The sequence below is a fragment of the Streptomyces sp. NPDC006326 genome (assembly GCF_040612915.1).
In the GTDB taxonomy this organism is placed as follows: domain Bacteria; phylum Actinomycetota; class Actinomycetes; order Streptomycetales; family Streptomycetaceae; genus Streptomyces.
In genome coordinates this window covers 23,529-47,022 of sequence record NZ_JBEXRC010000054.1, presented here as the reverse complement: position 1 = coordinate 47,022, position 23,494 = coordinate 23,529, and the positions used below count along the sequence as shown (strand labels likewise).

Below are 23,494 nucleotides of genomic sequence, written 5' to 3'. Positions count from 1 at the left end.
ACCGGCTGGCCGGTGAGGACGGCGAGGACCGCGTGCTCGGTCTGCTGGGAGGCGCCGCGCCCGGCGGGCGCGGCCCCCACGACGGCCGTCGGTACGGCCCGGCTACGCGTTGGGGCGCAGGGTCCAGACGACGGTCATCTCGCCGGTCACGGCCTCGTCCTCGCGCTGGATGGCGATGGTGACGGGGAACTCGGGGCGGCCGCCCGCGTCGAGTTCGGCGACGACCTCGGCGGCCGGGCGGCCGAGGGTGGCCGTGGCCGTGACGACGCCCTTGGCGAGCTTCTTGTAGCCGATCTCGGCCTTGACCGCCAGCGGCACGGCGCGCGAGAGCTGGTCGCCGAAGGCGGCGAGGACGATCGCGCCGCTCGCCGACTCGGCGAGGGTGAACATGGCGCCGGCGTGCGGGCCGCCCACGTGGTTGTGGTAGTCCGGCTGGTCCGGCAGCCGGACGACCGCGCGCTCGGGGGTGGTCTCAAGGAACTGGAGGTTCAGGGTCCGGGCCATCGGCACCGTCGCGGCGAGCAGTTCGCCCACGTTCATCTGATCTGCGCTCATGAGGCGCGATGTTACCCGCGAGTAGACAGGCTTGGCCAGACCCGGGACCGGGGGCGGTCGTGACCACCCGGGTCCGCTCCCACTATCGTTACCGGCCATGTGGCCAGGACAGCAGCAGCCGCCCGGGGGACAGCCGAACCCTCAGGACGCGCAACAGAACCCGTACCAGCAGCAGCCGGGACAGCCGGGGCAGCCGAACCCGTACCAGCAGCAGCCCGGCTACGGGTACCCGCAGGCGGGCTACCAGACCCCGCCACCGGTGCAGCCCTGGGGGCAGCAGCCCCCCACCGCGCCCCTGCAGGCCGCGTCGCCGCAGGGTGGTGGCGGGAGCCCGTACGCCACCAAGACCGTGGCCATCGTCGCGGCGGCGGCCGTCGTGGTCGTGGCGGCCGCGACCGGCGCGTTCGTCCTGACCCGGGACGACAAGAAGGACGACCGGGCCGACGACAAGCCCGCCGCCGCCTCCTCGTCGCCGGCCGCCTCGTCCGCCGCGCCCGCGTCCCCGGGTTCCAACCCGCGTGCGGGCGGCGACGCCAAGCCGGTGATCCCGGGCTGGAAGGTCGTCGTCAACCCGAACCACGGCACGGCCTTCGACGTCCCGCCGGAGTGGAACGTCGCCAGCGCCGGAGTCATGACGGGCTTCGAGGACGAGAAGAAGCACGACGGCTCGACCGTGGTCATGATGTCCGCACCGGCCTACCTCAAGGAGGACTGGTGCAAGGTCGACTCCAACAAGGACGGCCGCGAGGAGACGACCTCGCTGGCCGGGACCGGCACCAAGGGCGCCCAGGGCGCCAAGGACACCGCCGAGGCGGCGACCAACGCGGCCGACTCCTGGGCCTTCGCGGCGTACGCGCAGAAGGCGCCCAACCCCCGGGAGGCGGTCAAGTCCACGCCGCCGAAGGACTTCACCACCTCGTCCGGGCTCAAGGGCAGCATGGCGACGGCGACCGTGTCCGGCCTGCCGAAGCAGAGCAAGTGCGACTCGGACGGCAAGGCCGTCGCGTTCAGCTTCAAGAACGCCAAGGGTGACTTCGCGACCTGGGTCCTCTACGGCGCCGCCGGCGTCCAGGGCGAGGTCACGCAGGAGACGTACGAGAAGATCATGAGCACCGTACGCCTCAGCACCGGCTGATCCGCCCCGCGTCCCTCGTCCACGCCCCGGTCCGGATATCCGTTTGGATTCCCGGCCCGGGGCGTGAATAGTCCCGGGGGTGAGTCCCTCCCCCACCGCCCCTGCGCGTCCCACCGCACGCCCCGCCCGACCGGCCTGGGCCGGCCGCAACTACACCCTTCTGACGGGCGCCGCGGTCGTCACGAACCTCGGCAGTCACGGAGCGCTCATCGCGGCGGCCTTCGCCGTCCTGGAGTCCGGCGGTTCGGGCGGGGACGTCGGCCTGGTGGCGGCGGCCCGCACGCTGCCGCTCGTCCTCTTCCTGCTCGTCGGCGGCGCCCTCGCCGACCGGCTGCCCCGCCACCGGGTGATGGTCGCGGCGAACGCCCTCAACTGCCTCTCCCAGGCGGCTTTCGCGTTCCTCGTCCTGGCCGGGGAACCGCGCCTGTGGCAGATGATGCTGCTCACGGCGCTCTGCGGCACCGGCACGGCCTTCTTCAACCCGGCCGCCGAGGGCATGCTGCTCTCCAGCGTCTCCGGGGAGCACGCCAACCGCGCCTTCGCCCTGTTCCGGATGGCGATGAACGGCGCGGGCATCGGCGGGGCCGCCCTCGGCGGCGCCATGATCGCCGCGGTCGGCCCGGGCTGGGTCCTCGCGGTGGACGCGGCGGCCTTCGCCCTGGCGGGCGTGCTGCGCGCCTTCCTCGACGTGCGCCCCGCCGGCGACCGGGCTCCGGGCGGCAGCCTGCTGGCGGACCTGCGGGAGGGCTGGGTCGAGTTCCGGACCCGACCCTGGCTGTGGAGCATCGTGCTCCAGTTCTCGGTGGTCGTCGCCGTCGTCGGCGCCGCCGAGGCGGTCTACGGTCCCCTCGTGGCCCGCGACCGGCTGGGCGGGCCGGCCCCCTGGGGCCTGGCGCTGGCCTTCTTCGGCATCGGCACGATCGCCGGAGCCGTCCTGATGATGGTGTGGAAACCGCGCCGCCTGCTGCTGGTCGGCACCCTCTGCGTGTTCCCGCTGGCGCTGCCGTCGGCGGGTCTGGCGGTGCCGCTTCCGGTGTGGGGCCTGTGCGCGGTGATGCTCGTGAGCGGCACCGCCATCGAGGTGTTCGGCGTGAACTGGATGACAACCATGCACCAGGAGATCCCGGAGGAGAAGTTCTCCCGGGTCTCCGCGTACGACTGGTTCGGCTCCGTGTCTATGCTGCCGCTGGCCACCGCCGTGGCGGGTCCGGTGGAGTCGGCCTTCGGGCGCACCTGGGCCCTGTGGGGATGCGCGACGCTGGTCGTCCTGGTCACGGCGGCGGTCCTCGCCGTCCCGGACGTCCGCCGCCTCACCCGCAGGACGCCACCCCCGAAGGCCGGCTCCGTCCCGGCGGCCGCTCCCTGCGCCCCTGCCGCCGTGGGGCCGGCCGTGGCTTCCGGCCCGGCCGACGCATGAGGAGCGGGCCCCGGGGCTCGGGCCCTTGAGGCACGGACCGCGGGGCGCCGGACTCAGCCCAGGCTGAACGCGCCCTCCGGCGGCTCCGGCGAAGCCACCGCGTCCGCGTCGGCGACGGGCACCGCACCCCGCATGAACCGGGCCAGTGCGGCCCCGTCCTCCACCCTCGCGGGGAACGCGTCCGCCGCGCACCGCCGCGCCAGGGCCGCCGCCGGCAAGGGCTCGTCCGAGGCCAGCAGCACCGCGTTCCCGAAGCGCCGCCCGCGCAGCACCCCCGGCTCCGCGATCAGCGCCAGCTCCGCGAACACCGCGCCGAAGTTGGCGAGCTGCGCCCGCAGGAAGTCGAAGGGTGCCCCGTCCGCCAGGTTGGCGGCGTACACCCCGCCCGGCCGCAGCACGCGCGCCGCCTCCCGTGCGTACTCCACCGACGTCAGCGGGGCCGGCACCCGCGAGCCCCCGAACACGTCGGCCACCAGCAGGTCCGCGCTCGCCGGCTCCGCGTGCGCCAGCCAGGCCCGGGCATCGGCGGTGTGCACGGTGACGTCGGCCCCGGCGGGCAGCGGAAGGTGCTCCGCGACCAGGTCCACCAGTGCGGCATCGAACTCCACCACGGTCTGCCGGGACCCCGGCCGGGTCGCCGCCGCGTAGCGGGGCAGGGTCAGGGCGCCCCCGCCGAGGTGCAGCAGGTCCAGCGGCGCGCCCGGTTCCGCAGCGCAGTCCAGGACGTGCGCGAGCCTGCGCGCGTACTCGAACTCCAGGTGCTCCGGATCGTCGAGGTCCACGTACGACTGCGGGGCTCCGTCCACGGTGAGCAGCCAGGCCCGCTCCCGGTCCACGTCGGGCATCAGTTTGGCGGTGCCCTGGCCCACGTCGCGGACCACCGGGATCTGTTCGTCGCTCACCGGACCATTGTCCGCCAGGCGGGAGGGCCGGACGGCCGCCGTCAGGACGACCAGACGGCGGCTGCCTCGGCCACGTGCTCCACCGCCTGCGCGAGCCCCGCGCGCGCCGCCGGGTCCCGCCGCGCCGGGTCCAGGACGTTGCGCCCGAACACCTTGCGGGCCTGCGCGGACGGGGTGATCAGCAGCACCCGCGCCCCCGCCTTCCGCAGCCGGGCCGCCTGCGCGGCCGGCGAGGGTACGAGCCCGGAGCCGAGCGACATGGGGGCGAGGATGACCACCCGGGCATGGCCGGAGGCGAGGTCGGCGTTGGTGGCCGAGCGGATCCCGCCGTCGATGAACCGCCGCTGCCCGACGGTCACGGGCGGCCACACCCCCGGCACCGCGCAGCTCGCCGACACCGCGTCGACCAGTCCGGCCCCGCTCTCCCGGTCGAAGGCGGCCAGTTCACCGCTCAGGGCGTCGACGGCGGTGACCACGAGCCGACGCTCGGGCCAGGTGTGCGAGACGAGCCGGGCCTCCAGCACCTTGCGCCGTTCCGCCTCCTCGCCGGTCTCGGCGGCCAGGGCGAGGGCGCCGACGCGCCTGCGGTAGCTCTCCGGATCCCGCGAGCGCATCATCGCCACGGCGTACCGGGCGACGAGCCCCGCCCCGAGCCGGGCCACGGCCTCCCCGGCCGGATCGCCGAGCTGGCGCTCGTACAGCTCGCGCGGGGTGAGCAGCCCGGAGGTGAGCTGGGCGCCGACGACCGAACCCGCCGAGGTGCCGACGACGAGGTCGGCGGAGGTGAGGTCCACGCCCGCCTGCGCGAGGCCGTACAGGATGCCGGTCTCCCATCCGATGCCGGTCAGCCCTCCGCCGCCGAGCACCAGTGCCGTCTCGCCGCCCATGCCGGCCCCCCTCTTCTCGCCCGTGGTGACGGCAGTCTCGCGCAAGCGGACCGCCGTCACCACGGCGGGGGTGCGTCCGACGGCCGGGCCGGGGCTCAGTCGAGCACGGTCGTGACCGTCCCCGCGCCGACGGTGCGCCCGCCCTCGCGGATCGCGAAGCCGAGCCCGGCCTCCAGCGGGACGTCCCGGCCGAGCTCCACGGTCATGGTGACCGTCTCCCCCGGCCGGGCCGCGCCGGCCCCGCCGAGGTCCACGTCGCCCACCACGTCGGCGGTACGGATGTAGAACTGCGGCCGGTAGCCCGACGCGACCGGTGTGCTGCGCCCGCCCTCCCGCGCGGCCAGTACGTAGACCTGCGCCGTGAAGCGCCGCCTGGGCACGACGCTGCCGGGCGCGGCGACCACGTGGCCGCGGCGGACCCCGTCGCGCGGCACCCCGCGCAGCAGCAGCGCCACGTTGTCCCCGGCCTCGGCGGACTCCATGGGCTTGCCGAAGGTCTCCAGGCCGGTCACCACGGTCTCCACGGCCTCGCCGTCGCCGCCGAGCACGCACACCCGGTCGCCCGGCCGGACGCTGCCGCGCTCGACTGCGCCGGTCACGACGGTCCCGCGTCCGGTGATGGTGAGCACGTTCTCCACCGGCAGCAGGAACGGCGCGTCCGTGTACCGCACCGGCATCGGGACGTAGGTGTCCACCGCGTCGAGCAGCGCCTCGATCGCCGCGGTCCACCGCGGGTCGCCCTCCAGCGCCCCGAGTCCGGAGACCCGTACGACCGGAGCGGCGTCCCCGCCGTAGCCGTGGGCGGTGAGCAGCTCGCGGACCTCCAGCTCGACCAGGTCGGTCAGTTCGGGGTCCCCCGCGTCGGCCTTGTTCAGGGCCACCACGATGTGGTCGACGCCGACTTGCCGGGCGAGGAGCACGTGCTCGGCGGTCTGCGGCATGACCCCGTCGAGCGCGGAGACGACGAGGATCGCCCCGTCGAGCTGCGCGGCGCCCGTGACCATGTTCTTGACGTAGTCGGCGTGGCCCGGCATGTCCACGTGGGCGTAGTGCCGGGTGTCGGTCTCGTACTCGACGTGCGTGAGGTTGATGGTGATGCCGCGGCGGGCCTCCTCGGGAGCCCGGTCGATGCGGTCGAACGGCACGAAGGAGGCGCCGCCGCGCTCGGCGAGGACCTTGGTGATGGCGGCGGTGAGGGTGGTCTTGCCGTGGTCGACGTGACCCATGGTGCCGATGTTGAGGTGCGGCTTGGTCCGCACGAAGGCCGTCTTGGCCATGATGTCTTTTCCCGTGGCTCAAAGCTGGTCGGGACCCCTGGAACGAGCCGACCCTCCCCCTGCGGGGTCCGCCGGACTGTCCGGGAAGGGTCAGCTTCGCGCGCCGTCGAATGCGGCGAAGGCGCATGCCTCGAAGAGCACCGAGGGCAGGACGGCAGCCTTCGGCGCGTCCGCGACTGCGGACGGCGCTGCGGGGAAGGCGTACCGGGACATGCAGACGATCCTGCCGGAGGGGCCGCGGGGCGTCGACCGAATTTCCTTCCGGGGCGCGCTCCTTGGCTCCGCGACCCGGCGGCCGGCCCGCACTGCGGGCAGCCGGGCGAGGCGGGCGTCACGGCACGCGTGCGCCTGCTTCGGTTAGTCTCCCGGAATGTCCCTCCTCCTCGCGCCGTGGACCCGGCTGTCGCTGCTGGTCGTGCTGCTCGCGGCGGCCGGCGTCTGCGTGCTGCTGTACGAGCCGCAGCGCATCCTCTCGGAGGGCCGGCCCGCGGGCCTCCCCGCCGGCACGGCGGCCCTGGTCTTCGCCGCCGCGTACGGGGCCGGCACGGCCGCGCTGGTGCCCCGGCCGCTGCTGAACCTCGCGGCGGGGGCCCTGTTCGGGGCCCCGCTCGGGCTGGCCGCTGCGGTGGCGGGCTCGGTCCTCGGCGCCGGGATCTCCTTCGGCCTGGGCCGGCTGATGGGCCGGGACGCGCTGCGGCCCCTGGTGCGGGGCCGCTGGCTGCAGGCCGCCGACGACCAGCTGGCCCGGCACGGGTTCCGTTCGATGCTGGCGGTGCGGATCTTCCCCGGGCTGCCCTTCGCGGTGGCCAACTACGGTGCCGCGGTGTCCCGCTGCCGCTGGGTGCCCTTCCTGGTCGCCACCGCGATCGGCATCGTCCCGAACACGGCCGCGTACGTCGTCGCGGGGTCCAGCGCCTCCTCCCCGGGCTCCCCCGCGTTCCTGGTGTCGTTCGGTTTCATCGCCGTCTCGGCGGTGGCGGCCTCGGTGGTCGGATGGCGCAAGCGGCACCGGCTGGCGCCTTCCCCGGCCTCGGCTCCGGGGCCCGTACAGGCGCTCGAACCGGCGCCCGACGTGCACCGGGAAGCCGCTCGGCACCCCCCTGTGGTCAGCGCCGCTTCCCACGGGCCCTAGCATCGGAGCGAACTGCCCGACGATCACAAGGACGAGCGCACCCCGACATGAGCTGGTTCGAATCCCTAATCCTCGGTCTCGTCCAGGGGCTTACGGAGTTCCTCCCGATCTCCTCCAGCGCCCACCTCCGGCTGACCGCGGCATTCGCCGGCTGGGAGGACCCGGGCGCGGCCTTCACCGCGATCACCCAGATCGGCACCGAGGCGGCCGTGCTGATCTACTTCCGCAAGGACATCGCGCGGATCGTCTCCACCTGGTTCCGCTCGCTCTACACCAAGGCGCTGCGTTCCGACCAGGACGCGAAGATGGGCTGGCTGGTCATCGTCGGCTCGATCCCGATCGGTGTGCTGGGCATCACGCTCAAGGACCAGATCGAGGGCCCGTTCCGCGACCTGCGGGTGACCGCCACCATGCTCGTCGTGATGGGTGTCGTCCTCGGCATCGCCGACCGGCTGGCGGCCCGCGACGAGGAGGGCGGCCGGCACCGCGCCATCCGCGAGCGCAAGACGCTGCGGGAGCTGGGCGTCAAGGACGGTCTGATCTTCGGCCTGTGCCAGGCCATGGCGCTCGTCCCGGGCGTTTCCCGGTCCGGTGCGACGATCTCCGGCGGTCTGCTGATGGGCTTCACCCGCGAGGCGGCGGCCCGTTACTCCTTCCTGCTCGCCATTCCGGCCGTACTGGCCTCGGGCGGCATGGAGTTGAAGGACCTGGGCGAGGGCCACGTCTCCTGGGGCCCGACGATCTTCGCCACGGTCATCGCCTTCGTGGTCGGTTACGCCGTCATCGCCTGGTTCATGAAGTTCATTTCCAGCAAGAGCTTCATGCCCTTCGTGGTGTACCGGATCCTGCTCGGCATCCTGCTGTTCGTCCTGGTCGGCATGGGCGTGCTCAGCCCGCATGCCGCCGAGTCGGCCGGGTAGCCGCGCCTTGGTCACCGCTTCGCGTGAATCGGAGGCCGTTCGGGAACGTTCCCGGGCGGCTTCCGCGTCGTTGTGCCTGAAGAGACCTGTAAGAGACCTGAGAAGACCTGAAGGCGAGCAGCAGGGGGTGTCCCATGGGTCGAGTGGTGTTGGAGCGGTTCCCGGCCGGGAGTCCGCGGGGAAGCTGGCCGGCCGAGGAGTACGCCGCCGAGCGGATGCGCGAGGGCGTGCCGGCCGAGGTGGTGATGGATCTGGCGACCGACGCGTTCCTGGTCGTGGTCCGTCAGCGGGAGGCGCATTCCGGTCACTGACGGGCTCCGGGGGCAATCCGGCCCGCGCACGCCCCTTGGCCTCGCGGCCCGGCGCCCCCAGACTGTCCCGATGACGCAGCGTGTGGATCTCGCGACGGTCATGGACCGGCTGGCGATCGACGAAGTGGTCTCGGGGTACGCGGTGGCCGTGGACGACGGCGACTGGTCGGCCTACCGCGCGCTCTTCACCGCGTCCGGGCGGGCCGACTACCGCTCGGCGGGCGGAATCGAGGGCCCGGCGGCCGAGGTCGCTGACTGGCTCGCGCAGACCATGACGCTGTTCCCCGTGCGCCAGCACCTCATCGTCAACCGGCTGGTCCGGCTGGAGGCCCGGTCCGGCTGGCCCGCCGATGCCGCGGAGGTCCGGGCGGACTTCCTCAATCCCATGCGCCTCGCGGGCCCCGAGTTCGACGGTTCGGTCACCGCGCCCAACTTCGTCGCGGCCGGCCGCTACACATTCGCCCTCGCCCGCACCGCCGGTGACGGCTGGCGGCTGAGCCGGGTCACGGTGCAGGAGAAGTGGCGGCACGTGTCCGGCTGAACGGGCCGGTGGTCCGGCCCTGTCCCACACTGGAAGCGGAGGCGCCTCATGCTGCTCGCGAAGCGGACCCGGTGGTGGCGTGCCGCGGCGGCGTTCGTCGCGGGAACGCTGCCCTGCCTCGCCTTCCCCGCCCCCGCGCTGTGGTGGTTCGCGTACGCCGCGCTGGTGCCGTGGATGCTGCTGCTGAGGTCGGCCCCCACCGGGCGGCGGGCGGCTCTGGAGGGCTGGCTCGGCGGCTGCGGGCTCATCCTCGCCCTCCACCACTGGCTGCTGCCCAGCCTGCACGTGTTCCTGGTCCCGCTGGCGGCGCTGCTGGGCCTGCTGTGGATCCCCTGGGCGCTGCTGGTGCGCGAGTTCCTCGGCGGAACGCCCGCGGGCGGCCGGGCGGGCACCGCGCTGGTCCTCGTCCCGGCGGGCTGGCTGCTGGCGGAGCTGGCGCGCTCCTGGGAGGGGCTGGGCGGGCCGTGGGGGCTGCTGGGGGCCAGCCAGTGGCAGGTGCCGCCCGCGCTGCGTCTGGCCTCGGTGGGCGGGGTGTGGCTGGTGAGCCTGGTGGTGGTGGCGGTCAACTGTGCGCTGGTGCTGCTGGTCGCGGTGCCGGGCGCCCGGGTGCCTGCTGTGGCGGGGGTGACGGGGTGCGCGGTGCTGACGGGGGTGGTGTGGCTGTGGGTGCCCCGGCCGGAGGTGTCGGGGACGCTCCGCGTGGCCGTCGTACAGCCGGGACCGGTGGCGGACGGGCCGGACAGCACGGACCGGCGGTTCGCGGTCGGTGAGCGGCTGACGCGGGAGCTGTCCGGCCGGCCGGTGGACCTGGTGGTGTGGGGCGAGAGCAGCGTCGGCGCCGATCTGACGGCGCGGCCGGACCTGGCACGGCGGCTGGCGGCGCTCTCCGCCGAGGTCGGGGCTCCGCTGCTGGTCAACGTGGACGCCCGGCGCCCGGCCGGCGCCGGCCTCGGCGTCGGCCAGGGGACGGCCGCGGGGGCGCGGGTGGCCGCGGGGGCGGGAGCGACGGCGGGTGGCGGCGGCATCTACAAGAGCTCCGTGCTCGTCGGCCCGGCCGGCCCGACCGGTGACCGGTACGACAAGATGCGGCTGGTTCCCTTCGGGGAGTACATACCGGCCCGGTCGCTGCTCGGCTGGGCCACCTCGGTCGGCCGGGCCGCCGGCGAGGACCGCCGCAGCGGCGCGAGCCCGGTCCTCATGGACCTGCCGGGACGCCCCGGCATCCGCCTGGGACCGCTGGTCTGCTTCGAGTCGGCGTTCCCGGACATGAGCCGCCACCTCACCCGCGAGGGCGCCTCCCTGCTCCTCGCCCAGTCCGCGACCTCCAGCTTCCAGGACAGCTGGGCCCCGGCGCAGCACGCCTCGCTCGCCGCCCTGCGTGCCGCGGAGGACGGCCGCCCGATGGTCCACGCGACCCTCACCGGCATCAGCGAGGTGCACGGCCCCTCGGGCGAGCGGATCGGCCCGGCGCTCGCCACCTCGGAGAGCCGGGCGCAGGTGTACGAGGTCCCGCTCGCCCGGGGAACGACCTTCTACGTGCGCTTCGGGGACTGGCCGCTGGGCGCGGCCCTGGCCCTGCTGGCGGCGTACTGCACGGCCGAGGGCGCCCGCTCGCTGGGGCTCAGGAAGCCTGTCCCAGAGCCGACAGCACCACCCGCTCGCACAGCTCGTGGGTGAGCAGCGCGTCGCGGGCGCTGAGGGTCCGCCCGGCCTCGACGGCCTCCAGGAAGGCGTCCACGACCTGCTCGATCCCGCGCTGGCGGGCGACGGAGACCCAGTCCCCGCGGCGGCGCACGGTCGGCTGGCCGCGGTGGTCGATGACCTCGGCGAGGTTGACGACCTGCCGCTTGGTGTCCTGCCCGGAGACCTCCAGGACCTCCTCGGTGGAACCGGACAGGCGGTTCATGATCCCGAGCGCGGTGAAGCCCGGGCCCGAGAGCTGGAGCACCACCTGGTACATGAGGCCCTCGCGCAGCTGGGCCCGGACGTCGACGTGGTCGGCTTCGCCGGGCAGCAGGAAACGCAGGGTGTCGACGACGTGGATGAAGTCGTCGAGGACGAAGGTCCGCGGATCCTCGGGCAGGCCGATCCGGTTCTTCTGCATGACGATCAGCTCGCGCGGGTGGTCGGCACACTGCGAGTAGCCGGGCGCATGGCGGCGGTTGAAGCCCACGGCGAGCGAGACCCCGCGTGCCTCGGCCAGTTCGACCAGCCGCCGCGAGTCGGCGAGCTCGTAGGCGAGGGGCTTGTCCACGTACGTCGGCACCCCCTCCTCCAGCAGCCGCGTGACGATCTCGGGGTGGACGGTGGTCGGGGCGTGCACGAACGCCGCGTCCAGTCCCTGGGCGAGGAGCCCGTCGAGCGTGGCGTGCCGGTGGCCGGGCGGGATGCGGTGGACCTCGCCGATCCGCTCCAGCGTGGCGGGGGTGCGGGTCTGCAGGTGCAGCTCGACGCCGGGGCGGGTGGTGAGGACGGGCAGGTACGCCTTCTGGGCGATGTCGCCGAGTCCGATGACGCCGACCTTCACCGAGGGCCTCCAGGTGTGCTGCTTGCGGGACGCCCGCAGCTTAATCCCTGGTGACGGGCGCCCGGTTCGCCGAGGATGTCGACCATGACCACCTCAGGATCACATCGCACCGAACCGTCCACCTCCGCGAACGAGCGCGACATGCTCGACGGCTGGCTCGACTACCACCGGGCCACCCTCGCCTGGAAGTGCGAGGGACTCTCCGACGAGCAGCTGCGCCGCAGCCCGCTCGCCCCCTCGGAACTGAGCCTGCTGGGCCTCGTACGGCACATGGCGGAGGTCGAGCGCTACTGGTTCCGCGAGGTGATGCTGGGCGAGGACCTGCCCGAGCTGTACTGCACGCGGGAAGACCCGGACGGGGACTTCCACTTCACCGACGAGGACACCTGGGCCGAGGCGGAGCAGGTGTGGCAGACCGAGGTCGAGCTGGCGCGGCAGGCTGCCGCGGGCCGTTCGCTGGACCTGATGTCGCTCCCCGAGAGCCACCACCGGGGCGAGGCGTTCAGCCTGCGCTGGGTGTACACGCACATGATCGAGGAGTACGCGCGCCACAACGGGCACGCGGACCTGCTGCGCGAGCAGACGGACGGCGCCACCGGCGACTGACCGCGGGGGCGCGGCGGGCGCAACGGGTGTCCGGCGGATCCGCGTCACCCGTGCGGGGTCAATATCGGCTCCCGGTTTTCACAACGGGGTCCTCGCACAGCAGAGTTGCGCGGGTGCACCCAACCCGAACCACGACGAAGCTGCTGCTCGGAGTCGCCTGCGCCGTTTCGGCCGTCTCCGGCTGTGTGAATGTGACCCCCGCCCCGATGCACCCGGCGGGCGCTCCCGGCGCCGCGGGGGCCGCGCCGCGCCACGAGCCGCGCGGCGGTCCGGGGGCCGCTGCGGTGGAGGTCCCGGCGCCCGCCCTGGAGGCCCTCAAGGCGGTACCGGAGCCGAGTGCCCGGCCGGGGTCCCCCGCGGCCCCGGACGGCCGGACGGCCGCTGCGCAGGGCCCGGCGGGGACCTCCGGTGCGGAGGCCGGGGGCGGTCGCCCGGAGGCCGTGCCGCCGGTCCCGGACATCCCGGAGCCCCGCAAGCCCGCCGGGCGCGCACCGGCGGGCCGGGGCGGGCGCCACGACCCGCCTGGGGCGGGCGCCGAGGTACCGCGCGAGCTGGTGCGGGAGCTGCCGGTCCGCCCGGCCGACGTGTGCGCCCTGGGACGCCGCCACGGCCGCTGGCGGCCGGACAGCCCGGAGGCCAGGATCTGCGCGGGCGTCCACGGCGGCTGAGGCCTGTCGCGGACCGTCCACCACGGCCGGGGCGGCCTCAGGGATGCTGCTCGGGGAACCGCCGGGGCGGCTCGGCCGGCTCGGCGGCCAGGCGCCGCTCCAGCCGGGCGATGGCGGCGCGTACGCCGTTGCCGTAGCCGTCGTCGGACAGGGCCCCGGTGGCGGCCCGGGCCCGCGCCAGATGGGCCCGCGCCGCCTCGGTGCGCCGCAGTTTGGCGTAGTCGGCGGCCAGGTTGAGGTGCAGGGACGGGTAGAAGACGCGCACCGCCGGATGCGGCTCGTGCGGGGCGGACCGTCCGTCCCGCGGGCCGGGCCGCAGCCTGTCGGCGGCGGCCAGGGCCCGCAGGTCCCAGGCCAGTTCCTCGGCGGGATCGTCCTGGGCGTCGGCCAGGTAGTGCGCGAGCGTGCACCGGTGGAGCCCGTCCCCGTCCTCGCCGATCTCGTTCCAGAGTTCGCCGAGGCGGTTGCGGGCCTCCTCGCGGTCGCCGGCGTGCAGCAGGATGACCGCCTGGCCGATCCTGGTCATGACGGCGTCCTCCGACGCCTCCTGCTGCTCGGTCACGGCGGCCTCCGGCTTGCTCTGCCAGACCTGCTCCGGTCTGATCTTCAAACGCTAGCCGGAGGCACCGGCAATGGCGCCGAGGCGCGGTGGGGCGTCAGCCGAGGTCCGGGATCCGCCAGTCGATCGGCGCATGGCCCTGTGCGGCCACCGCCTCGTTGATCTGCGTGAAGGGGCGGGAGCCGAAGAACTTCTTGGCCGAGAGCGGGGACGGGTGGGCGCCCTTGACGACCACGTGCCGCTCCTCGTCGATCAGCGGCAGCTTCTTCTGGGCGTAGGCGCCCCACAGGACGAAGACGGCCGGGTCGGGGCGCTCGGCGACGGCGCGGATCACCGCGTCGGTGAACCGCTCCCAGCCCTTGCCCTTGTGCGAGTTGGGCTCGCTCTCGCGGACGGTGAGGACCGCGTTGAGCAGCAGGACGCCCTGCTCGGCCCACGGCATCAGGTACCCGTTGTCCGGGATCGGGGTGCCCAGCTCGGCGTGCATCTCCTTGTAGATGTTGCGCAGGGAGGGCGGGGTCTTGATCCCGGGCCGCACGGAGAAGCACAGCCCGTGCCCCTGGCCGGCGCCGTGGTAGGGGTCCTGGCCGAGGACGAGGACCTTCACCTTCTCGAAGGGAGTGGCCTCCAGAGCCGCGAAGACCTGCTCGCGGGGCGGGTAGACCGGCCCGTTCGCCCGTTCCTTCTCGACGAACTCGGTGAGCTCTTTGAAGTAGGGCTGGTCCAGCTCCCCGCCGAGGACGGGGAGCCAGGACTCGGGCAGCATCTGGGTCACGTCGACAACCTCCGGTACAAGTGTGCGCAACTGCGTGGTGCAGTGCTCAGAACCTACCGGGGGCCACTGACAGCGCTCCGTCCGCCCGGCTCCGCGCGGACGGTCACCAGCTGGTCTTGCGGTACAGCTCCCACATCTGGAAGACGGTCTGCGGGTCCAGGGCCCGCTCGCCGCCCGCGATGTCCTCGCGCGCGGCGACGTAGAGCTTGCCCTGCCACAGCGGCAGCAGCCGGACGTCGTCGGCGAAGATCTGCTGCGCCCGCTCGAACTCGCGCACGCCCGCGGCGCGGTCGCTCTCGCGACGGGACTTGGGCAGCAGCTCGCCCAGGATCTCGGCGTTCTCGTACGGGGTGCCGACCGCGTTCTCCTTGCCCACGAAGGGGGCGATGAAGTTGTCGGGGTCCGGGAAGTCGGGGAACCAGCCTCGGCCGAAGACGGGGTACTCGCCGTTCTTGTAACCCTCCTGGAACGCCTTCCAGGGCTGGCCGCGCAGGGTGATCCTGAAGAGGTTGGTCTCGTCCAGCTGGCGCTTGATCTCGGTGAACTCGTCCGCGGTGGAGGCGCCGTACCGGTCGGTGGTGTACCAGAAGGTCAGCTCCACCGGCTGGGTGATGCCGGCGCCCTTGAGGATCTTCCTGGCCTTCTCGACGTCCGGCTGGCCGTACGTGTCGTAGAAGGGCGTCTTGTGGCCGACCACGCCCTTGGGGACCATCGAGTACAGCGGCTCGGCGGTGCCCTGGTAGACCTTGGAGACGAGCGCGCCGCGGTCGAGGATCTGCGCGATGGCCTGGCGGACCGGAAGCTTGTTGACCGCCGGGTCCTTGGGGTTGAAGACCAGGTAGCGGATCTCGGCGCCGGTGTTCTCGACGACCTGGACGCCCTGCGCGTGCGAGGCGGGGGTCTGGAGGTCCTTGATCTGGGGAGCCGACAGACCTCGGTAGGTGGCGTCGATCTCCTTGTCCTTCAGCGCGGCGACCATTTTGGCGGCGTCCGCGAAGTAGCGGATGGTGACGCCGTCGTTACGGCGGTTGGCGAAGCCGTTGTAGGTGCCGTTCTTGTTGAGCACCGCCTCCTTGCCCTCGTCGTACGAGTCGAGCACGAAGGGGCCTGAGCCGGTGACCTTGCCGTCCTCGCGCACCTTGTCGGCGGGGTAGTCCTTGGGCGCGACGAGGGAGGCGGCCGGCGAGCCGAGGACGAAGGGGAAGGTCGCGTCGGGGGTCTTCAGGTGGAAGACGACCGTCAGCGCGTCCGGGGTCTCGATCTTGTCCAGGGTGCCGAAGAGGTCCTTGGGGCCGGTCTTGGAGCCGATGGTCCGGATCCGGTCGAGGGAGTGCTTGACGGCCTTGGCGTCGAGCGCCTCGCCGTTGGAGAACTTCAGGCCCTTGCGCAGGGTGCAGCGGTAGGACTCGTTCGCCGAGTCGGTGAACTCGCAGTTCTGTGCGGCGTCCGGCTGGGGCTTGGTGGAGCCCGTGGGGAAGGCCAGCAGGGTCTGGTAGACGTTCCGGTACAGCTCCCAGGAGCCGTCCCAGGCCGCGGCGGGATCGAGGGTGGACGGTGCGCTCGTCGTGCCGACGACGATTCTCTTCGCGGCGTCGCTGCTGTCGTCCGAAAGCAGACCGCATCCGGCGAGCAGGGATATGGACGCAAGGGCCGCAGTGATCTGCAGGCATCTGGTCCGGTTGAACACGTGCACGCTCCTCGATCAGCCAGGGGTGCGGCAGACCCTACCGCAGTGCATCACAAAACCAATGGGCAGGTTTCATGAGGCACTTGACCGATTACGTGCACATTAGGTACGCATTTGCCTCCCTCCTGGAGGCAAATGCGTCCGATTATCGGTCAGTGGACTCCGGCATTGAGGAACATTCCTCCGTCAACGACCAGAGTTTGGCCGGTGATCCATTCCGCTTGTGCAGATGTAAGAAAAGCCGCAGCTCCGCCGATGTCCTCCGGGACCCCGAGCCGGCCCAGCGGATAGGCCGCCGAGGCCTCCTGCTCGCGGCCCTCGTAGAGCGCCTGGGCGAATTGGGTCTTGACCACCGCGGGGGCGATCGCATTGACCCGGACCCCGGGCGCCATCTCGTGGGCGAGCTGCAGGGTCAGGTTGATCATGGCCGCCTTGCTCATCCCGTACGCCCCGATGAAGGGCGAGGCGGAGACACCGGCGATGGAGGCGATGTTCACGATCGCCCCGCCGTTGTCCTTCTGCCAGGCGTGCCAGGTCCGCTGGGCGAAGCCGAGCGCCGAGATCACATTGGTCTCGAAGACCTTGCGCGCCACCCCCAGGTCAAGATCGGCGATCGGCCCGAAGACCGGATTGGTCCCCGCGTTGTTGATCAGGAAGTCGACGCGGCCGAAAGCCTCCATCGTGCGCTCGACCGCGGCGGCCTGATGGGCCTCGTCGTGCGCCTTGCCGGCGACCCCGATCACCCGGTCCGCGCCGAGTGCCTCGACGGCCTCCTTGAGGGCTTCCTCGTTCCTCCCGGTGATGCACACCCGGTCACCCCGGGCGACCAGCGCCTGCGCGATGCCGTAGCCGATGCCCCGGCTCGCGCCGGTGATCAGCGCGACCTTCCCGCTGTCCGTTCCTTCGTACGCCATGGCGTGGAACCTTCCTCTCGTCAGTTGAGCGGGCCGCCGGCCACGTACAGGACCTGGCCGGAGACGAAGCCGGCGGCCTCGCCCGTGAAGAAGGCGATCGCGTTCGCGATGTCGTCCGGACGGCCGACGCGCTGGACCGGGATCTGGGTGGCCGCGGCGGCCTGGAACTCCTCGAAGCCCATGCCCACGCGCGCGGCCGTCTGGGCCGTCATCTCCGTGACGATGAAGCCCGGGGCGACGGCGTTGGCGGTGACGCCGAACTTGCCCAGCTCGATGGCCAGGGTCTTGGTGAAGCCCTGGAGGCCGGCCTTGGCGGCGGAGTAGTTGACCTGGCCGCGGTTGCCCAGCGCCGAGCTGCTGGAGAGGTTGACGATACGGCCGAACTTGGCGTCAACCATGTGCTTCTGACACGCCTTCGCCATCAGGAACGCACCGCGCAGGTGGACGTTCATGACGGTGTCCCAGTCGTTCTCGCTCATCTTGAACAGCAGGTTGTCGCGCAGCACGCCCGCGTTGTTGACCAGGATGGTCGGCGCGCCGAGGGTGCTCACGACCCGCTCGACGGCCGCCTCCACCTGCGCCGCGTCGGATACGTCGCAGCCGACGGCCAGGGCCTTGCCGCCGGCCGCCGTGATGGCCTCGACGGTGTCCTTGCAGGCCGCCTCGTCGAGGTCGAGTACGGCTACTGCGCGGCCCTCGGCGGCCAGGCGTACGGCGGTGGCCGCGCCGATGCCCCGGGCCGCCCCGGTCACGATCGCGACGCGCTGCTCGGTGGTGGACATGCTGGATCTCCTCGCCCTCGGAATCCTGATCAGCGGTGCCCGGTAGGTGAGCAACCGCTTAGTAGCTTCAGCTGAGGAGACGCTAGGAGCCCTGGCACCCGGTGTCAACGGCACCGGGCCCCAGGGCTCTCAGGTCATACGGATCAGCGCACCAGCAGGTCGAGCAGGCGTTCCACCTCGGCCTCCGGGTCGGCCGTCAGCCCGGTGTGCACCGGGCCCGGCTGGACCACCGTGCTGCGCGGCGCGATCAGCCAGCGGAAGCGGCGCCCGGCGTCGTCACCCGCCGCCTGGCCCGCCTGCTCGCCGCCGGTGCACACGCCCTCGACCCCGTGCAGGGCGGCCCGTACGCCGGTCACATCGGCCTCCGGGTCCAGCGCGAGGAGCTTCGCCTCGTCGAGGTGGGTGCGCGCGGCCACGTACGAACGCGCCCGGCAGTAGACGATCACACCCGCGTTGAAGCACTCCCCGCGCTCCACCCGGGGCACCACGCGCACCAGCGCGTACTCGAACACATCCCGCTTGGTCACTCGTTGTCGCTCTTCTTCTTCCGGGGCCGGGGGGCGAGGCGTTCGGCCAGCCAGCCGGGCGGACCCGACCGGACCTTCACCTCGGCCTCCATCGAGATCCTCTCGTGGATCGTCGCCGCGCGCGGCAGCAGCGCGTCCACGTACGCCTGACGGAGGGCGTCCGTCGAGTCGAAGCCCGGCTCGTCCACCAGCCACTCGTCGGGGACGTCGGCGGCCACCTCGGTGAGCAGTTCCCCGGTCACCAGCGGCGCGAGCTCCTGCGCGGCCGCCGCGACGTCCGGGCCGAAGGGGGCCAGCACGTGGTCGGAGGCGTTGTAGGGCTTGGCGGCGGCGGCCTCGGCGGTGGGCCAGTTGTGGTGCCAGATCATGGTGGCGCCGTGGTCGATGAGCCAGAGCTCACCGTGCCAGACCAGCATGTTCGGATTGCGCCAGGACCGGTCGACGTTGTTGATCAGGGCGTCGAACCAGACCACGCGACCCGCCTCGGCCGGGTCCACCCGGTACGCGAGCGGGTCGAAGCCGATCGAGCCGGGCAGGTAGTCCATCCCGAGGTTGAGCCCGCCGCTGGCCTTGAGCAGCTCCTGGACCTCCTGGTCGGGCTCGCCGAGCCCGATGACGGGGTCGAGCTGCATCTGCACCAGCCGCGGCACGCGCAGGCCGAGCCGCTGGGCGAGGCGGCCGCAGATGACCTCGGCCACGAGCGTCTTGCGCCCCTGGCCGGCTCCGGTGAACTTCATGACGTAGGTACCGAGGTCGTCGGCCTCGACGATTCCCGGGAGCGAGCCGCCCTCACGCAAGGGCGTGACGTAACGGGTCGCGATCACTTCGGACAGCATCCGCCCAGGTTACGGGGGTCAGCGCACGGAAGCCCACTGGGTGAGGAGGGCTTCGGTCGTGGTGATGGCCGCCACCAGTGCGAGGGAGTTGCGGATCACCTCGGCGGTATAGGCGGCGGGAACGCCGGTGACGGCGTCGGAGGGGACCACCACCTCGTAGCCGAGGTTCACGGCGTCGAAGACGGCGTTGGGGATCGCGATGTTGGAGGAGACCCCGGTGACGACGAGCGTGCGGATCCCGAGGTTGCGCAGCAGGGCGTCGACATCGGTGCCGGCGATCGGTGAGAGCCCGTGCAGGCGGCGGACCACCAGGTCGCGGTCGCCCACCGCGATGGGCGCGGCCACCTCGACCGCCCTGCTCCCCGTCAGCTGCCGCACCGGCAGCTTCGCGGCGGCCCGGAACAGGCGTGCGTTGGCGTTCGCACCGAGGCCGTCGGGCCGCCGTTCGGCGACCGCGTGCAGCACCTGCACGCCGGCCCGGTGCGCGCCGTCTACCAGGGCGGCCACCCGCCCCAGCATGCCGGAGTCCCGGGCCTCCTTGGCCAGTTCGGGCAGGGCGCTCTCCTCGCCGACGACACCGTTTTGGCATTCGACGGTGAGCAGCGCGGTGGTGGCGGGATCGAGGTGCGGCATGACTCCCCCTGGCGTGACGGACCAAGAGCCCGCATGATTCCTGACACACAGTCAGATGTGAAGGGGTGCGAAACGGATGGACGGCACACAGCGGCGGGGCCGCCGCATCATGATGACCGGCGAGGAAGTGGACGCCTTCCTGCGCGAACAGCGCACCTGCCGGGTGGCGACGGTCTCCCCGGACGGAAGTCCGCACGTGGGCGCCCTGTGGTTCGCCTGGGACGGCAGCTCGCTGTGGCTGTACTCGATCACGCGCAGCCGCCGCTGGTCCGACCTGCGCAAGGACCCGCGGATCTCGGTGGTCGTGGACGCGGGTGAGGCGTACGGCGAACTGCGCGGGGTGGAGCTGTCCGGCAGCGCCGTCTTCGTGGGCGAGGCCCCGCGCACGGGCGAGCCGTGCGCGGAACTGGAGGAGGTGGAACGGCTCTTTCCGGCCAAGAACTTCGGCATCGCGGAGATGCCCCACGACGGCCGGCACGCCTGGATCCGGCTGACGCCCGAGTCCGTCGTCTCCTGGGACTTCCGCAAGCTGTAGGAGGTCCGGGCTGCCTCACAGCTGCGCGGCGACCTGCTGAAGGGCGGTGACGGCGGCCCGGATCGAGGGCCGGCGGTCGGCGTCCGCCCGCCATACGACGTACACGTGGCGGCGGACGGCGTCGCTCACCGGCAGCAGCCGCACCCCGGCCGGCACCGGGCCGCGCCCGAGCCGCGGCGTCACGCAGACCCCGAGTCCGGCCTCGACGAAGGCGAGCTGGGTGTGGTGCTCCTCCGCGATGTGCGCGATGCGGGGCTCGATGCCGGTGCCGCGCAGGGTGAAGACCAGCCACTCGTGGCAGAACTGGCCCTCGTTCCAGGAGATCCATTCGTCCTCGGCGAATTCGGCCAGGGAGATCCGCTCCCGGTCGGCGAGCGGGTGCCCGGCCGGGACCGCGATGTCGCAGGAGTCGTCGAGCAGGTGCGCGCGGGTGAGCTCGGCGGGCACCGGCATCCGCTTGTTGTGCCAGTCGATCGCCAGCGCCAGGTCGAGGTCGCCGCGCACGACCGCCGCCATGCTCTCCTCGGGCTCCTGCTCCCGCACGTGCGGGCGCAGCTCCGGGTGTTCCCCGCGCAGCACGTTCAGCGCCTGCGGCAGCAGTCCCCGCATGGCGGTGGGGAAGGCCCCGATCCGCAGTGCACCGACCGCACAGCCCCGCTGGGCCTCGACGTCGGCCTGGGCGAGTTCCACCTGGGAGATGATCCGGGCCGCGTGGTCGGCCAGCAGCCGGCCCGCATCGGTGAGCCGCACGCCCCGCCCGTTCTTGGCCAGCAGGGGCTGGCCCACCTCGCGCTCCAGCTTGGCCATCTGCTGGGACACCGCGGAGGTGGTCACGTGCAGTCCGTCGGCCGCGCCGCTGACGGAGCCGTGGCGGGCGAGGGCGTCGAGGGTGCGCAGGCGCTCCAGGTTCAACATGTAAGAGATGCTACGCCGTCACCGCCAAGGAATCTCGCTTGTCCTACGAAGTCGCGCGGAGCAGAGTACACCCCATGAGCGCACCCACCCTTCCCCGCACCGCCCTGCCACCCACTGCCTCCGCTGCCCGGACGACCCGCCTCGACTGGCGGCTGCGGTTCGCCTTCCTCTCGGTGATCTGGGGCTTCAGCTTTCTTCTGATCAAGGTGGGCACGCAGGGGTACGCGCCGTTCCAGGTGGCCCTGGGCCGGGTCCTGTTCGGGGCGCTCGCCCTGCTCACCGTGCTGCTGGTGCGCCGTGAGCCGCTCCCCCGCGGCCGGCGGACCTGGGGCCACCTCGCGGTGGCGGCGCTCCTGCTGAACACGGCCCCGTTCTCGCTCTTCTCGTACGCGGAACTGAGCATCGCCTCCAGCCTGGCCGGCATCTGCAACGCCACCTCGCCGCTGTGGGGCATGGCGCTGTCAATGGTCGCGCTGTCCGAGGACCGCCCCACCCGCCGCCGGTTCGCCGGGCTGGGCCTTGGCTTCCTCGGGGTGCTGACCGTCCTCGGCGCCTGGCAGGGCTTCTCCGGCATCGACGCCAAGGGAACGGCGCTCGCCCTGCTGGCCTCGCTCTGCTACCCCGTCGGCTGGATCTACGTCCGCCGCACGCTGGCCTCGACGCCGAGCTCGCCGGTGGCGCTGACCGGGGCGCAGCTCCTGCTCTCCACGGGCCAACTTCTCCTCGTCAGCGCGCTGTTCACCTCGGCCCCCGCGGCCTTCCCGCTGTGGCCGACCCTCTCGGTCGTGGCCCTGGGCGCCCTCGGCACGGGCCTGGCCCTGCAGATGCAGTACGGACTGGTGACGGAGGTGGGCCCGACCACGGCCCAGATGGTCACGTACTTCATCCCGGTCATCGCCACCACGGCGGGCGTCCTGCTCCTGGGCGAGCACCTCCACTGGAACACCCCGCTGGGCGCGGCGATCGTCCTGGCGGGCGCGGCCCTCACGCAGACCAGGCCGAGCGGGTCGAAGGAGGGCCGGCGGGCACACCGGCCGAAGCTGCCGGGCCGGCTCCGCCGGCGGGTGCGCGGCTGAGCCGGCGGCTCGGGCTCCGGGCCACCGGTGGTCCCCGTCAGCCGAAGCGGCGGCCGGGGGCCGGACGGACCGCCGCGGCCAGGGCGTCGGCGAGGAAGGCCACCTCGCCGAGCCCGATGCCCGACACCGTCACCCGTACGCCCGGCCCCGACTCCACCCGGAACCGCCCGCCGGGAGCCACCGCCCAGCCCGCCGCCAGCAGCCGCGTCACCACCGCCGTCTCGTCCGCCACCGGCACCCACACGTTCATCCCGCTCCGCCCGTGCGCCCGCACCCCCCGCTCCCGCAGTGCCTCGACCAGCCCGTCGCGCCGTTCCCCGTACGACCGCGCCACCGCTGCCCGGTCCACGGCGCCCGAGGTCCACAGCTCGATCACGGCGTACTGGAGCAGCCGGCTCACCCATCCCGGGCCCAGCCGCTGTCGGCCCCGCACCCGGTCCAGGGTCACGGAGTCGCCCGTCAGCACCGCGAGGCGCAGGTCCGGCCCGTACGCCTTCGCCGTCGACCGCACCAGCACCCAGTGCCGGGTCACCCCGCCCAGCGAGTGCAGCGGGAGATCGACGATGCCGTGCCCGTGGTCGTCGTCGATGACCAGCACCTCGGGTCGGCGGGCCAGCACCTCCCGCAACTCCCGCGCCCGGGGCCCGCTCACCGCCGCGCCGGTCGGGTTCTGCGCCCGCGCCGTCACCACGAGCGCCCGGGCTCCCTCGTCCAGCGCCCGCTCCACCGCCCCGGCCAGCGGCCCCTCGTCGTCGACCGCCACCGGCAGCACGCGCAGGCCGAGCGCGGCCACCAGGTCCAGCGCGCTCCCCCAGCCGGGGTCCTCGATGGCCACGGCGTCGCCCGGGCGCAGGTGCGCGGTCAGCACCCGTTCGATCGCGTCGAGCGCTCCGGAGGTCACCGCCAGCGGCCCGGCCGGCACCCCGTCCGCGTCCAGGTCCGCCCGGGCCAGCTCCGCGAGCTGCGGCACCACCGGGTCCTCCCCGTACAGCGTCGGCGCCTGGGCGGCGCGCCGCGCCGCCGCTGCCAGGGCCCCGTCCAGCGACGGCAGCAGCCCGACGTCCGGGTTGCCCTCCTGGACGTCCCGTACGCCTGCCGGCACCGCCACCCGCAGCGCATCGCGCGGGGCCGTGGCGGGCCGGGCCAGGACCCGGCTGCCGCGCCGCCCGTCCGTCTCGATGACCCCGCGCTCGCGCAGTGTCCGGTACGCGGCGGCCACGGTGTTCGGGTTCACCCCGAGCACTCCCGCGAGCTCGCGCATCGGCGGCAGCAGCGCTCCCGGCGGGAGCGCGCCCGAGCCGACGCCCGCTTCGACACTGGCCGCGATTTCCGATGCGCGGCGCCCTGCGATCCGATACTCTCCTAGCACAAAGCCAA

27 protein-coding genes are annotated in these 23,494 nt (G+C 73.1%); 11 read left to right on the top strand and 16 right to left on the bottom strand.

From position 1 onward, the window contains the following. Window positions 1-102: 102 nt before the first annotated feature. Window positions 103-555 (bottom strand): DUF4442 domain-containing protein, encoded by a 453-nt coding sequence (locus ABZ128_RS30740; RefSeq protein ID WP_189973593.1) that lies wholly within the window; start codon window positions 553-555, stop codon window positions 103-105. A gap of 97 nt (window positions 556-652) precedes the next feature. On the opposite strand from ABZ128_RS30740, the gene ABZ128_RS30735 reads away from it, so the two are divergent. Further along, window positions 653-1,690: a hypothetical protein gene (locus tag ABZ128_RS30735; protein ID WP_356852552.1), complete on the top strand. Its 1,038-nt coding sequence runs from the start codon at window positions 653-655 to the stop codon at window positions 1,688-1,690. Window positions 1,691-1,769: 79 nt separating this feature from the next. Continuing rightward, window positions 1,770-3,107 carry an MFS transporter gene (locus ABZ128_RS30730; protein ID WP_356852551.1) on the top strand — a complete coding sequence of 446 codons (1,338 nt, stop codon included), beginning with the start codon at window positions 1,770-1,772 and terminating at the stop codon, window positions 3,105-3,107. Between the two features lie 53 nt (window positions 3,108-3,160). Here ABZ128_RS30730 and ABZ128_RS30725 read toward each other — a convergent pair whose 3' ends face one another. The 4 genes from ABZ128_RS30725 to ABZ128_RS30710 all read right to left on the bottom strand — a co-directional run bounded on the left by ABZ128_RS30725 (window position 3,161) and on the right by ABZ128_RS30710 (window position 6,386). Further along, the gene (locus tag ABZ128_RS30725; protein WP_356852560.1) at window positions 3,161-3,952 is read right to left on the bottom strand and encodes a fused MFS/spermidine synthase; all 792 of its coding nucleotides are present in this window, start codon (window positions 3,950-3,952) and stop codon (window positions 3,161-3,163) included. A 98-nt stretch (window positions 3,953-4,050) separates the two neighbouring features. Next, the gene (locus ABZ128_RS30720) at window positions 4,051-4,896 is read right to left on the bottom strand and encodes a patatin-like phospholipase family protein (protein ID WP_356852558.1); all 846 of its coding nucleotides are present in this window, start codon (window positions 4,894-4,896) and stop codon (window positions 4,051-4,053) included. Between the two features lie 95 nt (window positions 4,897-4,991). Beyond that, window positions 4,992-6,173: an elongation factor Tu gene (tuf, locus tag ABZ128_RS30715; protein ID WP_356852549.1), complete on the bottom strand. Its 1,182-nt coding sequence runs from the start codon at window positions 6,171-6,173 to the stop codon at window positions 4,992-4,994. 90 nt (window positions 6,174-6,263) lie between these two features. Continuing rightward, entirely contained in the window at window positions 6,264-6,386 is a 123-nt protein-coding gene (locus tag ABZ128_RS30710; protein WP_356852548.1) for a hypothetical protein, read from the bottom strand. Between the two features lie 157 nt (window positions 6,387-6,543). Between ABZ128_RS30710 and ABZ128_RS30705 the strand changes: the two genes are divergently transcribed. The 5 genes from ABZ128_RS30705 (at window position 6,544) to lnt (ending at window position 10,754) form a co-directional block, all read left to right on the top strand. Continuing rightward, a complete protein-coding gene (locus ABZ128_RS30705) occupies window positions 6,544-7,305 on the top strand; it encodes a VTT domain-containing protein (protein ID WP_356852546.1) in 762 nt (253 codons plus the stop codon). Window positions 7,306-7,352: 47 nt separating this feature from the next. Beyond that, window positions 7,353-8,225: an undecaprenyl-diphosphate phosphatase gene (locus tag ABZ128_RS30700; RefSeq protein ID WP_356852544.1), complete on the top strand. Its 873-nt coding sequence runs from the start codon at window positions 7,353-7,355 to the stop codon at window positions 8,223-8,225. Between the two features lie 134 nt (window positions 8,226-8,359). Next, on the top strand, window positions 8,360-8,536 hold the full coding sequence (locus tag ABZ128_RS30695; protein WP_099893904.1) for a hypothetical protein: 177 nt from the start codon (window positions 8,360-8,362) through the stop codon (window positions 8,534-8,536). A 70-nt stretch (window positions 8,537-8,606) separates the two neighbouring features. Further along, on the top strand, window positions 8,607-9,077 hold the full coding sequence (locus tag ABZ128_RS30690) for a nuclear transport factor 2 family protein (protein ID WP_356852542.1): 471 nt from the start codon (window positions 8,607-8,609) through the stop codon (window positions 9,075-9,077). A 48-nt stretch (window positions 9,078-9,125) separates the two neighbouring features. Next, complete coding sequence (lnt, locus tag ABZ128_RS30685; protein ID WP_356852541.1) at window positions 9,126-10,754, top strand: apolipoprotein N-acyltransferase; 1,629 nt, start codon at window positions 9,126-9,128, stop codon at window positions 10,752-10,754. Here lnt and ABZ128_RS30680 read toward each other — a convergent pair. After that, complete coding sequence (locus ABZ128_RS30680) at window positions 10,699-11,604, bottom strand: Gfo/Idh/MocA family oxidoreductase (protein ID WP_356852539.1); 906 nt, start codon at window positions 11,602-11,604, stop codon at window positions 10,699-10,701. The two genes, lnt and ABZ128_RS30680, sit on opposite strands and share 56 nt — an antisense overlap. Window positions 11,605-11,688: 84 nt before the next feature. Between ABZ128_RS30680 and ABZ128_RS30675 the strand changes: the two genes are divergently transcribed. Beyond that, entirely contained in the window at window positions 11,689-12,210 is a 522-nt protein-coding gene (locus ABZ128_RS30675; protein ID WP_356852537.1) for a DinB family protein, read from the top strand. Between the two features lie 113 nt (window positions 12,211-12,323). Continuing rightward, the gene (locus tag ABZ128_RS30670; protein WP_356852536.1) at window positions 12,324-12,878 is read left to right on the top strand and encodes a hypothetical protein; all 555 of its coding nucleotides are present in this window, start codon (window positions 12,324-12,326) and stop codon (window positions 12,876-12,878) included. A 37-nt stretch (window positions 12,879-12,915) separates the two neighbouring features. Here ABZ128_RS30670 and ABZ128_RS30665 read toward each other — a convergent pair whose 3' ends face one another. The 8 genes from ABZ128_RS30665 to ABZ128_RS30630 all read right to left on the bottom strand — a co-directional run bounded on the left by ABZ128_RS30665 (window position 12,916) and on the right by ABZ128_RS30630 (window position 19,591). Continuing rightward, window positions 12,916-13,440, bottom strand: coding sequence for a hypothetical protein (locus ABZ128_RS30665; RefSeq protein WP_356852557.1), 525 nt, complete (start codon window positions 13,438-13,440; stop codon window positions 12,916-12,918). Between the two features lie 94 nt (window positions 13,441-13,534). Continuing rightward, window positions 13,535-14,203 carry a uracil-DNA glycosylase gene (locus ABZ128_RS30660; RefSeq protein ID WP_356852555.1) on the bottom strand — a complete coding sequence of 223 codons (669 nt, stop codon included), beginning with the start codon at window positions 14,201-14,203 and terminating at the stop codon, window positions 13,535-13,537. Window positions 14,204-14,315: 112 nt separating this feature from the next. Then, entirely contained in the window at window positions 14,316-15,899 is a 1,584-nt protein-coding gene (locus tag ABZ128_RS30655; RefSeq protein WP_356852534.1) for an ABC transporter substrate-binding protein, read from the bottom strand. 152 nt (window positions 15,900-16,051) lie between these two features. Continuing rightward, window positions 16,052-16,813 carry an SDR family oxidoreductase gene (locus ABZ128_RS30650; RefSeq protein WP_356852533.1) on the bottom strand — a complete coding sequence of 254 codons (762 nt, stop codon included), beginning with the start codon at window positions 16,811-16,813 and terminating at the stop codon, window positions 16,052-16,054. A gap of 20 nt (window positions 16,814-16,833) precedes the next feature. After that, window positions 16,834-17,595, bottom strand: a complete 762-nt coding sequence (fabG, locus tag ABZ128_RS30645; protein WP_356852531.1) for a 3-oxoacyl-ACP reductase FabG — start codon at window positions 17,593-17,595, stop codon at window positions 16,834-16,836. Window positions 17,596-17,738: 143 nt separating this feature from the next. Then, window positions 17,739-18,122, bottom strand: a complete 384-nt coding sequence (locus tag ABZ128_RS30640) for a DUF3037 domain-containing protein (protein ID WP_356852530.1) — start codon at window positions 18,120-18,122, stop codon at window positions 17,739-17,741. Next, complete coding sequence (locus tag ABZ128_RS30635; protein WP_356852528.1) at window positions 18,119-18,958, bottom strand: HipA family kinase; 840 nt, start codon at window positions 18,956-18,958, stop codon at window positions 18,119-18,121. Before ABZ128_RS30635 ends, ABZ128_RS30640 begins: the two co-directional genes overlap by 4 nt. Before the next feature lie 18 nt (window positions 18,959-18,976). Beyond that, the gene (locus ABZ128_RS30630; RefSeq protein ID WP_356852527.1) at window positions 18,977-19,591 is read right to left on the bottom strand and encodes a cysteine hydrolase; all 615 of its coding nucleotides are present in this window, start codon (window positions 19,589-19,591) and stop codon (window positions 18,977-18,979) included. A 76-nt stretch (window positions 19,592-19,667) separates the two neighbouring features. On the opposite strand from ABZ128_RS30630, the gene ABZ128_RS30625 reads away from it, so the two are divergent. Further along, a complete protein-coding gene (locus tag ABZ128_RS30625; RefSeq protein WP_356852524.1) occupies window positions 19,668-20,126 on the top strand; it encodes a pyridoxamine 5'-phosphate oxidase family protein in 459 nt (152 codons plus the stop codon). 15 nt (window positions 20,127-20,141) lie between these two features. On the opposite strand, the gene ABZ128_RS30620 is transcribed toward ABZ128_RS30625, so the two are convergent. After that, complete coding sequence (locus ABZ128_RS30620; protein ID WP_356852523.1) at window positions 20,142-21,041, bottom strand: LysR family transcriptional regulator; 900 nt, start codon at window positions 21,039-21,041, stop codon at window positions 20,142-20,144. A gap of 74 nt (window positions 21,042-21,115) precedes the next feature. Between ABZ128_RS30620 and ABZ128_RS30615 the strand changes: the two genes are divergently transcribed. Then, the gene (locus ABZ128_RS30615) at window positions 21,116-22,117 is read left to right on the top strand and encodes a DMT family transporter (RefSeq protein ID WP_356852521.1); all 1,002 of its coding nucleotides are present in this window, start codon (window positions 21,116-21,118) and stop codon (window positions 22,115-22,117) included. Window positions 22,118-22,154: 37 nt separating this feature from the next. Here ABZ128_RS30615 and ABZ128_RS30610 read toward each other — a convergent pair whose 3' ends face one another. Beyond that, window positions 22,155-23,486 carry an aminotransferase class I/II-fold pyridoxal phosphate-dependent enzyme gene (locus ABZ128_RS30610; protein WP_356852520.1) on the bottom strand — a complete coding sequence of 444 codons (1,332 nt, stop codon included), beginning with the start codon at window positions 23,484-23,486 and terminating at the stop codon, window positions 22,155-22,157. Window positions 23,487-23,494 lie beyond the last annotated feature (8 nt).